At 57.0% G+C, this 11,429-nt stretch carries 13 protein-coding genes; 8 read left to right on the forward strand and 5 right to left on the reverse strand.

Annotation, left to right across the window (positions count from 1 at the left end; all coding sequences use genetic code 11):
* Positions 1-169: 169 nt before the first annotated feature.
* Positions 170-796, reverse strand: a complete 627-nt coding sequence (locus ACW8F6_RS01850) for an L-threonylcarbamoyladenylate synthase (protein ID WP_491574134.1) — start codon at positions 794-796, stop codon at positions 170-172.
* A gap of 23 nt (positions 797-819) precedes the next feature.
* The gene (locus ACW8F6_RS01855) at positions 820-1,704 is read right to left on the reverse strand and encodes a PHP domain-containing protein (RefSeq protein WP_491574135.1); all 885 of its coding nucleotides are present in this window, start codon (positions 1,702-1,704) and stop codon (positions 820-822) included.
* A gap of 104 nt (positions 1,705-1,808) precedes the next feature.
* On the opposite strand from ACW8F6_RS01855, the gene ACW8F6_RS01860 reads away from it, so the two are divergent.
* From ACW8F6_RS01860 to ACW8F6_RS01895, 8 genes are all read left to right on the forward strand, one after another.
* Positions 1,809-2,555, forward strand: a complete 747-nt coding sequence (locus ACW8F6_RS01860; RefSeq protein WP_491574136.1) for a VC0807 family protein — start codon at positions 1,809-1,811, stop codon at positions 2,553-2,555.
* Between the two features lie 49 nt (positions 2,556-2,604).
* Positions 2,605-2,904: a YciI family protein gene (locus ACW8F6_RS01865; RefSeq protein ID WP_491574137.1), complete on the forward strand. Its 300-nt coding sequence runs from the start codon at positions 2,605-2,607 to the stop codon at positions 2,902-2,904.
* Positions 2,905-2,977: 73 nt separating this feature from the next.
* Positions 2,978-3,667, forward strand: a complete 690-nt coding sequence (locus ACW8F6_RS01870) for a TIGR04211 family SH3 domain-containing protein (RefSeq protein WP_491574138.1) — start codon at positions 2,978-2,980, stop codon at positions 3,665-3,667.
* An 11-nt stretch (positions 3,668-3,678) separates the two neighbouring features.
* Entirely contained in the window at positions 3,679-4,242 is a 564-nt protein-coding gene (locus ACW8F6_RS01875) for a peptidylprolyl isomerase (RefSeq protein WP_491574139.1), read from the forward strand.
* A 76-nt stretch (positions 4,243-4,318) separates the two neighbouring features.
* Positions 4,319-5,098 carry a pyridoxine 5'-phosphate synthase gene (locus ACW8F6_RS01880; RefSeq protein ID WP_491574175.1) on the forward strand — a complete coding sequence of 260 codons (780 nt, stop codon included), beginning with the start codon at positions 4,319-4,321 and terminating at the stop codon, positions 5,096-5,098.
* A 183-nt stretch (positions 5,099-5,281) separates the two neighbouring features.
* A complete protein-coding gene (locus ACW8F6_RS01885; RefSeq protein WP_491574140.1) occupies positions 5,282-5,701 on the forward strand; it encodes a CBS domain-containing protein in 420 nt (139 codons plus the stop codon).
* A gap of 96 nt (positions 5,702-5,797) precedes the next feature.
* The gene (locus ACW8F6_RS01890) at positions 5,798-6,715 is read left to right on the forward strand and encodes a Rossmann-like and DUF2520 domain-containing protein (RefSeq protein ID WP_491574141.1); all 918 of its coding nucleotides are present in this window, start codon (positions 5,798-5,800) and stop codon (positions 6,713-6,715) included.
* Between the two features lie 59 nt (positions 6,716-6,774).
* Positions 6,775-7,554: a TrmH family RNA methyltransferase gene (locus ACW8F6_RS01895; protein ID WP_491574142.1), complete on the forward strand. Its 780-nt coding sequence runs from the start codon at positions 6,775-6,777 to the stop codon at positions 7,552-7,554.
* Here the strand turns inward: ACW8F6_RS01895 and ACW8F6_RS01900 are convergent.
* The 3 genes from ACW8F6_RS01900 to ACW8F6_RS01910 all read right to left on the reverse strand — a co-directional run bounded on the left by ACW8F6_RS01900 (position 7,538) and on the right by ACW8F6_RS01910 (position 11,422).
* Entirely contained in the window at positions 7,538-9,550 is a 2,013-nt protein-coding gene (locus tag ACW8F6_RS01900) for a transglutaminase TgpA family protein (RefSeq protein WP_491574143.1), read from the reverse strand. The two genes, ACW8F6_RS01895 and ACW8F6_RS01900, sit on opposite strands and share 17 nt — an antisense overlap.
* Positions 9,540-10,514, reverse strand: a complete 975-nt coding sequence (locus tag ACW8F6_RS01905) for a DUF58 domain-containing protein (RefSeq protein ID WP_491574144.1) — start codon at positions 10,512-10,514, stop codon at positions 9,540-9,542. Before ACW8F6_RS01905 ends, ACW8F6_RS01900 begins: the two co-directional genes overlap by 11 nt.
* 62 nt (positions 10,515-10,576) lie before the next feature.
* Positions 10,577-11,422, reverse strand: a complete 846-nt coding sequence (locus ACW8F6_RS01910; RefSeq protein ID WP_491574145.1) for a hypothetical protein — start codon at positions 11,420-11,422, stop codon at positions 10,577-10,579.
* Between the last annotated feature and the right edge of the window lie 7 nt (positions 11,423-11,429).

Here is an 11,429-nt window from a genome sequence, read left to right on the forward strand (position 1 = left end):
CTAAATCGGGGCTTTCGGGGCTCACAATGTCACTCTCAGCACGGGTTGCTCTCTCAGCAGGCTAATCGGGCAGTCAAAGGGACACATTATGAGGCCCCAGCTGGGTGGCTGCAATCGCAATCGTGCCCCAGCTTAGCCCAGACGCTACGCCGGGCCCGCAGGTGCCCGGCTAGCTCGCCTCAAAGGGGCTGAAATCGCCAATCCCCTGCCGCACCAGCGCCGGCACATCGCCCGTTAAATCAACTACGGTGGTGACCTCTAGCCCGCAATAGCCGCCGTCGATCACCAAATCCAATTGGTGCTGCAAGCTGTCGCGAATGTCGTAGGGATCGGTCATGGGGTATTCGTCGCCCGGCATCTGCAGGGTGACGCTCATTAACGGCTCGCCCAGCTCCTCTAGCAGCGCCAGGGCGATGGCGTTGTCGGGCACGCGCAAGCCAATGGTCTTGCGCTTGGGGTGCATCAACCGGCGCGGCACTTCGGAGGTTGCCTCAAGAATAAAGGTGTACTGGCCGGGCGTGTGGTTTTTCAACATGCGATACACCTGGTTATCCACCTTCGCGTAGGTAGACAGCTCGGACAGATCGCGGCACATCAGGGTGAAATTGTGGTGTTTGTCGAGCTGGCGCAGTGCGCGAATGCGGTCCAGCGCATTTTTGTCGCCGATATGGCAGCCGATGGCGTAGGCACTGTCGGTGGGATAGGCAATCACTCCCCCTTTGCGCACTATCTCGGCGGCCTGTGCCACTAATCGGTGCTGGGGGTTTTCTGCGTGTATCTGGAAAAACTGGGCCACACGGCCTCCTTGCGGTTATTAAGCTATCGGTTTGGACCCAACTGAGCCCCGTCCTGTTTCTCGAGCCAAGGTAGCAGCCCCGGCAACTCCCACACCGGCGTGAGTGCCGCCGGCAGGTGGCCCGCGCAACCCAGCTCCTGCCACGGCTGATCGGGCAGGTGAAAATCGCTACCGATGGAAGCCGCTAGCGCAAATTGCTGAATCAGACGGGTTAAATCCTGGGTGGCTTTTGCCTCCTGTGCACCGCTGATCACTTCAACGGCCTCGCCGCCCTCGGCCTTAAAGTCGGCCAAGAGCTCGCACAACTTGGTGCGCGTCAAATCGTATTTCAGCGGATGCGCCAGCACAGCCACACCGCCGGCCGCGCGAATCAGTGCAATGGCCTCTGCCAAGTCGGGAAATTGCTGTTTAACGTCGCCGGGCTTGCCATTACCCAAATAGCGCTTAAAGGCCTGAGCCTGAGACTTTACCTTGCCCAGAGCCACCAGCGCGCGGGCAAAATGCGGCCGGCCTATGCTGCCGCCATTGGCCTCCAGCCGCGCCTGGCGCAGAATATCTTGCTCGCCACTCAAGCCGGCTTTGGCCAAGGCCTTGGCAATCAGCACAGAGCGCTGTTCGCGCACCTCGGCCATGGTTTGCAGCTGCCGCTGCAGGGTGGCGCAATCTGGGTTGAGGCCAAGCCCCACCACATGCACACCGCGCCCGCGCCAAGTGCTCGACACCTCAATCCCCGGCACTAACCCTATGCCAAAGGTTGCAGCCGCCGCCCGCGCCTCCGGGTAGCTAGCCAGGGTATCGTGGTCGGTTACCGCCAGAACCTGCACGCCCTTATCACTGGCTCTCGACAGCAGCGCTTCAGGCCGTAAAATACCGTCCGATGCGCTGGTATGTGTATGTAAATCAAACAAGCAAGTAATATGGACCCCCAGGCGGGAAGCACGCAGCCCCCTTAGCCATGTTAATTAACCCATAATGGGCCGATGTAATCCGCCATTTTGCCACTGAGACGCCGATGACCCAAGCACAAAACGAATCCAGCACTATCGCCCCCAAAGATAATTTGGGCGCACCGCAGAAACCCGAGCGCGAAAATCTGCTGATAAACCTGCTGTTTAACATCATCATCCCCACCGTGATTCTGACCAAGTTCAGCAACGACGCTTGGCTCGGCACTAAAATAGGCCTGGTGGTGGCACTGTCTTTCCCACTGCTGTACGGACTGCGCGATTTCAGAAAACGCGGCAAATTCAATTTTTTCTCCATCCTGGGCATTGTCAGCGTCACGCTAACGGGCGGCATCAGTCTAATGGAGCTCGACCCCAAGTATATTGCTATCAAGGAGGCCGCCATTCCCGGCCTACTGGGTATTGCCACCTTGCTATCGCTAAAAACCCGATTTCCGCTGGTGCGAACCTTTATTTATAACGACCAACTGTTAAAAGTAGACGTGGTCGATAAAGCCTTAGATGACTACAACAACCACGCCGCCTTTGAGCGCGTGCTGCGCAATGCAACCTACCTGCTGGCTTGTTCCTTTTTCGTTAGCTCGACGTTGAACTACTTGCTGGCAAAATGGATTGTCGTTAGCGCACCCGGCACCGAAGCCTTTAACGAAGAGCTGGGAAAAATGACCGCCCTCAGCTACCCAGTAATTGTTGTACCCGCCATGGCCATCATGATGTTTGCACTGTTTTATTTGTTCAAAAACATTAAAAAATTGACCCACCTAAACTTTGAAGATTTGCTTAACGACGCTTGATGCCGCGCAGAATCGCGCACAACGTTAGTCAATAATTAAAGGAAACCCCATGTATTACGCTGTTATCAGCCAGGATGTACCCAACTCCCTGCCACTGCGCAAAAAAGCGCGGGCAGACCATCTGGCCAGACTGGAGGCGCTCAAAGAACAGGGGCGACTGCTCATCGCGGGCCCCTGCCCGGCCATAGATGCAGATGATCCCGGCGAAGCGGGTTTTAGCGGCAGCCTGGTGGTGGCAGAATTTGCAAATTTAGAGGCAGCGCAGCACTGGGCCGATGCCGACCCCTACATCAGCGCCGGGGTTTATGAAAAGGTCGTCGTGAAACCCTTTAAAAAAGTATTACCCTAACGTGACGTCGCCAACAGCACGCGATTAATGAAGCCGTTACACTGCCACACATTTAACAGCGGAACCCATGCACGTGATTAAAACTTCAACGCTCCTATTGCTCGCCACCTTGTTCACTGCCGGTCTTTGGGCACCCAGCAGTTTCAGTCAGGAAACACGCTATATATCGGACCAACTGTTTGTGCCGCTGCGCAGTGGCCAGGGCAATCAATACCGCATTATTCACCGCGGACTGCCCTCCGGTACGGCGGTGAAATTCATCGAGCAAAGTGAAGATGGTGAATGGAGCCTGGTAGAGGTGAAAAATGGCGACCAGGGCTGGATTCGCAACCAATACTTGTTAGAAGCACCCACGGCGTCGGTGCAATTAGAACGCAATCAAGCCGAACTTGCTAAACTGCGCACCGATTACGCGAATTTACAAAACGACTACCGCGAACTGAGCGGCGATAAAAGCAGCGTGCTAAACAACCTGTCGAGCTTAACCGCCCAACGCGATCAGCTGGCCCAAGAGCTGGCCGATATCAAACAATTGTCCAGCGGTGCCGTGGAGTTAAACGAGCGCTACCAAAGCTTGTTGGAAAAACACCAAATGCTGCAAACTGAAGCCGATATTCTAAAGGCCAGCAACCAGCGCCTGCAGAGCGACAAAGCTTATAACCAGTGGATTTTTGGCGCCAGCATCTTAGGTGTCGGCATGCTCTTTACCCTATTAATTCAGGGGTTAAGCGGCCGGAAGCGGAAATCCGAGTGGATTAACTAGGAGTTTTATTCATGCGCAGCTGCCGCTTAGTACTTGTTGCAACCCTCTGGCTAACCCTATGCTTGCCCGCGCTGGCCGCCAACCCCAAGGTAAAACTGGAAACCGACCTGGGGGTGATTGTGCTGGAAGTTTTTGCCGACAAGGCGCCCGCCACGGCCGCCAACTTTTTGAGCTATGTGGACGACGGGTTTTACAATGGCACTATTTTTCATCGCGTGATTCCGGGCTTTGTGGTGCAAGGCGGCGGTTTGACCTTCGACTTTGTCAACAAACCCACCCGCGAGCCGGTGAAAAATGAATCCAACAACGGCCTAAAAAATCATTACGGCACCCTGTCGATGGCGCGCACCGCCCACCCGGACAGTGCCACATCGCAGTTTTTTATCAATGTCAACTTGCGCGGCAACATCCACCTGGACGCCAGCAATAACAAACCGGGTTATGCCGTCTTCGCTAAAGTTATAGAAGGTATCGACGTGGTGGACGCCATTACCCGCGAACCGCGCGGCCAATACCGAGCCTATCCGGAAGCGCCCAACAACCCGGTGCGCATCCTGAAAGCCAGCCGGCTTTGAGGGCGCACAGCGCGGACACCTGTACTTGTCCGCGCACATTTTTCACTCCTAATTTTAGAGATTCGCCGTGACTAACCTGCGCCCCACAGCCCTGAGTATCAATTTGAATAAAATTGCCCTGATTCGCAACTCGCGGGAGGGCAACTACCCCGATGTTTGCGCACATGCACAACAGTGTATCGACCTGGGCGCCAATGGCATTACCGTGCACCCACGCCCCGACCAGCGGCACATACGCGCGCGCGACGTGCACGAATTGGCAGAGCGTATTGGCAACCAGGTGGAGTTCAATGTGGAGGGCAACCCCTTTGCGCCGGCACAGGGCAGCTACCCAGGTTTTATGGCGTTAGTCGCAGCCACGCGGCCGGCCCAATGCACATTGGTACCCGACAGCGACGCCCAACTGACCTCGGACCACGGCTTTGATTTAATACAGTCGGGCCAATCGCTGGCACCCATCATTGCTCAACTGAAAGACCAGGGCATGCGGGTTAGCCTGTTTATGGACCCAGATCCTGCCCAAATAGCACTGGCGGCAAAGCTTGGCGCCGATCGCATTGAGCTCTATACAGGCCCTTACGCTGCCGCCCACAAGGCCAAGGACGCCAATTTGGAGGCATTGCTCGCACAGTTTGCCAAGGCCGCACAGGTGGCCACCGAACTGGGCCTGGGGGTGAATGCCGGCCACGACCTGAACCTCGACAACCTGGCGGACTTTAGGACCGCAGTGCAACCGCTGCTGGAGGTCTCCATTGGTCACGCCTTTACCGTGGATTGCATTGCGCTAGGCATGCCAGCGGCACTGCGCGCCTATTTGCAGCGTTGTGGCGCTCCCACGGGCGAAAATATTGGCTAGTCTTACCGGTGAGGCTGGGTTAAGGTGGATTTAACGGGCCAGCGACTGGCCGCAGTTGCCACCCGCCCACAAAATAATACCCAAGCCCTGAGGTACAGGCTTGCAGCGCGTCCTGCGACGGCTGTTTCTAACGCGCCGTCGGGGCTTCTGGCAACCGCCCCGGCCACCGGTAAGGAGTGCATTATGCAATCGATTCTCGTGCAGGATTTTATGAACCGCCAACCCTTGGTGGTCAACGATACCGACAACATCCGCACCGTCGTCACCAAACTGCTGGAACACAAGGTCATTGGCGCGCCCGTGATCGACCAACAACGCCAATTAGTGGGCTTTGTGTCCGAACAGGACTGCATTAAAGAAATGCTTAACGATGCCTTCTACTGCGAGGAGCCCGCCAGCGTCACCAAAGTCATGCATAAAAACGTGCTAACCGTGAGCCCTACCACCAGCATTGTCGAGGTTGCCCAGACCATGCTGGCCAACAAGCCCAAAAATTATCCGGTCATCGAGGGCGGCAAGCTGGTGGGTTTGATTAGCCGCCAGCACGTATTGCGCGCGCTACTCGCCAATGACGACGACTGCTACTTGCGCAAACCCGCTTAACAGCGCGCAATATTCATCGCGTTACACGCCACCATTGACCTGTAACGCAAGGCGCACTAGGGTGCGCCTTTATTTTGCCCGCAACCTGCACGCCACATGACCCAAACATCGCCCCCAACACAGCCTCTGCCACGCCTGTCCATTTACGGCGCGGGACGCCTTGGCCAAAGCCTAGGGCGCCTCTGGCATCAGCTCCAGCGGGTGCACATCACGCAGGTAATCTGTCGCACGCCCTCGCGCGCAGCGGCGGCCACTGCGTTTATCGGCAGTGGGCAGCCTTGCACCCCAGCAGACCCACCCGCAGATTGCGACATCTGGCTCATCGCCTGCCCCGATGCCCACATTGCCGAGGCTGCTGCCTGGCTGCGCGACCACACGCAACTAAACGCCGCGCAGCAGGTGTTTCACTGTGCCGGCAGCCTCTCGCACCAAGCGCTGGCCGCGGCGCATCCGGCAGGTTTAGCCAGCATTCATCCGGTGCACGCCTTTGCGTCGCCGGCGCATTCGGTCAAAAACTTTGCCGGCAGCTACTGTGTCGCCGAGGGACAGGCGACGGCTTTAGCCGTACTCAAACCGCTGTTTACAGCCCTGGGCGGCCGCTGGTTAGCGCTGCCTACCGCGACACCCGCGGCCAAAGCCCTGTATCATGCGGCCACCGTTACCGCCAGCAATCACCTGGTCAGCCTACTGGCGCAAGCGCAGCAGTTGGCCACCCGCGCGGGGCTGGCCGCTGAGGATGCCGCCGCGCTCTTGCAACCGCTGGCCCAGCAGAATTTGCACAACGTATTTCGATCGGGAGCGGTTCAAGCCTTAACTGGCCCAATCAGTCGCGGCGATCAAACCACCGTCGCGGCACACCTGGACGCGCTGGCACCGCACCCGGACGACCAAAGGCTCTACCGAGCGCTGGCCGAGGCGACTCTGGCAATCGCTCGGCAGCAGGAACTTGCAAGCGATACACAGTTGGCTTCGCTGACGCAGCTACTCCAGCAACAACACCCAGAAATCGAATAAACCGCTGTCCCCCGTAAATCCGGCAGCGCGCAAACCCACTCAGAAGTGAAGACAACACCATGCCCAAAGGCCCGCAAGACTCTGAAGAGTATCAAAAGAAAAAGCAGTTTTTTGATCGGCTATTGACGATTTACGGGCGCAAACCCGTGCTGGAAGCACTGCAACAGCCTGGTATAAAAATACACCGGCTGCACCTGGCCGACAGCAACAAGCCGGCAGCCGTTATTGACGAAATTATTGAGATTGCCCGCCAGCAGGGCGCAGAAATTTGCACCCACAGCAAACAAGCATTGTCGCGCATTTCGCGCAATGGCAAACAAGACCAAGGCGTGGCCGTTGATTTATTGATGCAAGGCTATCAAAGCGATAGCGACTTTCTGCGCGAAGCACCAGACCGCTACGAGTTGATCGCTCTGGATGGCATCACCAACCCTCAAAACCTGGGCATGATAGTACGCAGCGTTGCCGCGAGCGGCATCGCAGGCGTACTACTGCCTAAAAAAGGTTGTGCGCAAATCGATCCATTGGTCATTAAAGCGAGCGCGGGCGCGTTATTTCGCTGTCCGATTATTCGCTGTGACGATCTGGCTGAAAGCTTAACGGTTTTTAAAGCGAGAGGCGCGCGCATTTGCGCGCTAAGCTCCCATGCCTCGCAAACTGTGCAAGCGTTTAACACGCCAGCGCCGACAATTTTTGTACTTGGCAATGAAACCCACGGCGTGTCTGCTATTACCAACGCGTTGTGCGACACCCAATTGCGCATTCCTATGGCCAACGGCGTCGAGTCATTGAATGTCGCCATTACCGCCAGTTTATTGGCGTTCAGGCATCAACTTTAGGCGGCTTAAACAGGCGAATCTGAGTTTTTAACAAAGCGCTGACGTCGGCCTCTTGAGCACCGTACAAGCCCTGTTCAAATAACCTGGCCAACCGCTGCACTTGCCCGGTATATGCTGGGTAGCGCGCCACAACACGAGCAAAGTAATCGCCAACTGCCTCCCCTGGCTGGCGGGCCATGCCGGCTTTGCGCTCAAACTGTCGCAACATTTTATGAAGCTTTGGCAGCGGTCGGGGGCGATTGCGCCAGGCAAACCACAGGGCAATCAACAACACAGGCCCCACTGCCCCCACCAGAAAAAACACACCTAGCCGCCAGGGCTCCAAGCCGCCCAACAGATTTTTAAGCAGTGAGGATTGGCGTTCGGTATCAAAACCCACCACGCTGTTTTGCCAGCGGTAGTTAATTTCCTCCCACTGCAGGCGCGCCTGATTGAGCCAATTGATGTGACTGTAGCGCATCAAGGATAAAGGCTCTCCCAGCAAATCGACGCTGTCTTGCATGGCTGCGCGCAGGCCGTCGCGAATACGAGTGGGGGCCACAGCCGCGGTGGGGTCTACCCGCTGCCAGTGATCAGTTAACCAAACCTCGGCCCAGGCGTGGGCATCCATTTGATGTACCAGTAAATAATCACCTGACAAGCCTGGCTCGCCCCCCTGATAGCCCGTCACCACGCGCGCAGGAATACCAGCGGCGCGCGCAAACACCACAAAACTGCTGGCAAAGTGTTCGCAAAAACCTTGCTGTGTTTGAAACAAAAAGTCATCCACGCTGTGTTCGCCCAGCGCCGGCGGCTGCAGCGTGTACACAAAACGCGACTGAACAAGGGCCAAAAAGCGTTCGATCAACGCCTCGGGGGCGAGCCCTTCCGAGCGCCACTGGTCGGCGAGCGCTTGAGTGCGCGGGTTGAATCCCTCGGGCAGAACCAAGTAGTGCCGGCGCATAACCGGATGCAGCTCGTCGACCACGGGTCTGTCCACTGCGGTCACCGAAAACCGGCTGCGCTCGGACAAAGGCGTCAAGGCCTGCACCGTTTGGTCCACAGTAATCGCCCAACGCTTAGTGCTGTCAATGGCAACGGGCAGCCCGAGGGTAAACAGCCAGCGCTGGTGGCTGGGCTCCATCAAAATGCGGTAGTTGAGCAGCGGCTCTCCGGGCTGGATATCACTGCGCTGTATCCGCCAAGGCGACGGCGTCTGATTAAACACATCAAAGGCTCGGCCGCCCGGATTGAAATCATAGGAGCGAGCGCGCCAAGTGCGGCCATCAAATTTACTCATAACCAATCCGCGCCAATAGCGCTCGGATGGAGGCGGTAAGTCGCCGTCAAAATCCACCCGAAAAGCCAGCTTGCCGGACTTGGTTAAATTCACCACATCGCCGGGCGAAAGCGAATCGCTAATGCCTGTTTTGGCCGCGTGCTTCTGCATCGGCATGGCCCACAGCGGCCCTGTACGCGGCAGAATCATAAACAATACCAACATGAGCGGCACTGCCTGAAGCAACAGCAAACCGCTGTGCTTTAAGGCGCGTTTCACCACCCCCTGCGTGCCGCTAAACAACAACTGTTGAGCGGCGAGTAGCAGCCAGATAGACACCAAGCTGTACACCGACTCTAGAATCATCTGAGAAAACAACAGTTGTGCAGCCGCCGCGAAATACCCCAAAAACACCACCAGCAACGCATCCCGGCGGGTTTTCATTTCCAGTAATTTCAACAGCATTCCCACCAGCAGCAAGCCGGTCATGGGCTCGACCCCGCGCCAGCTGCCGTAGCCCCGCCAAATACCAAAGGCGCACACCACCACCAACAGGGTTTTAATGATGGCACCCGGCATGGCCCAGCGCCCTAAATAAATGCGCCAGCGCCACAAAAAGGTGACTGCGCCCGCCAGCAACACCCACATGGGCAAATGCCCCAGGTGCGGCGCCAACGCCCATATCAACGCAAAGAAAAGCCACAGCTGACTGTTGCGCGGAATCTGATCAATCAGCATGACGAGCCTCTTGGCCAAACAGCGCCAACTGCTGTAAACACCGCTCGCGGTGCGCATCGCCCTGCCCCATGGCCAGCGACTGTCCGGGCAGTGTCAGCGAAAAAGGCAGCCCGCGCCGATCTAAATAAAGCACCCAATAACACAGACGACTCAATCGACTTTCCGTATCCATTCCGGCAAAAAAATCCCAGTCCAGGGCCTGTGCTTGCCCCTCGGATTGGGCAAATTGTTTGAGCATCAACCCCTGGCCCCGCGCATACTGTTTCCAGGCGATACGGCGCAACGATTGGCCGGGCTGGTAGGCCTCCAGCCCGACAAAGTCATCGCTACCGGTGCGCTGAAAATGGGCGTCAAGCTCGCCATCGGCATCGGCCCAAGGGGCTTGATCGGAGGCCACCGGACGCGGGTACACCAGCGCGCGGGCGTCTAAATCGAGCCAGGTCCAGCAGCGAACAATGCCCAAGGGGTACACCGACTCCACCTTTAGTCGACCCGGCACCAGCCAGCCGCGCGCGCGACTTTGCGCCCACAGGGTAAGGGTGATTTCGTCGCCGTCCATATCGGCGGCTATGGGCGCCTCGCCAAGCCATTGCAGGCTTAACATACGCCCCTTTTGCTGACCGCTTTTTCGCGCGAGCTGCAGGCGAAACGCCGCCCGCTCGCCCAGGAACACAGGTTTTACGTCCGCCAGCGTCAATACCAGTCCGGCGAGATTGTGGTAGGTGTGCAAAATTGCCACGACAAAGGCGCTTAGCAGTAAAAATGCCAGCCCCAAGATCAGCGAATTTTCATAATTGGTGCCCAATACCCACAGCAATAGCAGCAGGCATACAAAGGCTAGGCCACCGACGCTTGGAAAAATAAACACGTTGCGCTGGCCAAGTTGAATTTGGCGGGCAGGTTTGATTCGGCGCTTTATCCAGGCGTGAAAGCGCTGGTGCCAGAATCCCATTAAGCGATTCAACCCTTTCTCCCAGGTGAGGCAAACAGTGGTGAAGTGTGCACGGAAGGGTAACGCGAAAGCGCTCAGGAGACCATAAAGACGGCGTCAAAATCTCCGTCTTCCGTTACCAGGTGGACGCCAATAAGATCCTTGCTGGCGGGCATTTGGTCGCCCACATAAAAGGCCTTGGGCCTATCGGCCTCAAAGTGACGCCCCTGCAGAGAGAATTTTTCACAGGCATTTTGTACCACAATGTCGGAGAACCGCTCCATGGCTGCAACGGGAATATAGCCCTCTCCGGCGGGCTCGCCACTGAGCGAACTGGAGATGTGCTGCACCTGTTGCGCCGCCAGCGCCAGGCCAAAATGGAATTGCGCCTCGCCAAAAATGCGCTGCATAACGATATAGGGCAATCGCCGCTGCAACTCGCGCTGACAATGAATGGCCCGAACGCTGACAGTTTGCCGACAGATACGCTGTAGCCCCTTAACCAATTCATTTAAACACAGCTGCAACTGCTCAGCTTGCGGCAGTTGCGCCAAGGCCGCCTGGCTGGCATCACGGTAATGCTTTTGTTGAAGGGTAAAAGCTGTCTCGAGTTCAATCAACTCCGCCTGGTTGAGATAGTCCAGCTCGACCAGGATACTGCCCAAACTCACGTGCGTGGCCTGTTGCAATATCACCAACCGCTCAAGATCAGCCTCCGACAAAAAACCTTGCTTTACTGCTAGTTCACCCAGCATGAGGTCTGTACTGCGCTGCAGCCGATTGAGCTGGGCCACCTGGCGCCGGGTTAGCAGGTTACTGTCTACCGCCAAGGCGCCCAAGGACTTGTTGCGTCGCCGCAACAGGTCAATGCCACAGCGCAGCTGCATACCATCCAACCGCCCTTGCTCTTGCAAAAACTGGCCGAATAATGCCGGTGTCATCGGTGCC

The sequence above is a fragment of the Simiduia sp. genome (assembly GCF_058345725.1).

Coding starts and splice junctions, on each gene's coding strand:
- ACW8F6_RS01860 (WP_491574136.1), top strand. CDS start 1,809: ATGACCCAAGCACAAAACGAATCCAGCACTATCGCCCCCAAAGATAAT.
- ACW8F6_RS01865 (WP_491574137.1), top strand. CDS start 2,605: ATGTATTACGCTGTTATCAGCCAGGATGTACCCAACTCCCTGCCACTG.
- ACW8F6_RS01875 (WP_491574139.1), top strand. CDS start 3,679: ATGCGCAGCTGCCGCTTAGTACTTGTTGCAACCCTCTGGCTAACCCTA.
- ACW8F6_RS01885 (WP_491574140.1), top strand. CDS start 5,282: ATGCAATCGATTCTCGTGCAGGATTTTATGAACCGCCAACCCTTGGTG.
- ACW8F6_RS01890 (WP_491574141.1), top strand. CDS start 5,798: ATGACCCAAACATCGCCCCCAACACAGCCTCTGCCACGCCTGTCCATT.
- ACW8F6_RS01895 (WP_491574142.1), top strand. CDS start 6,775: ATGCCCAAAGGCCCGCAAGACTCTGAAGAGTATCAAAAGAAAAAGCAG.
- ACW8F6_RS01900 (WP_491574143.1), bottom strand. CDS start 9,550: ATGCTGATTGATCAGATTCCGCGCAACAGTCAGCTGTGGCTTTTCTTT.
- ACW8F6_RS01910 (WP_491574145.1), bottom strand. CDS start 11,422: ATGACACCGGCATTATTCGGCCAGTTTTTGCAAGAGCAAGGGCGGTTG.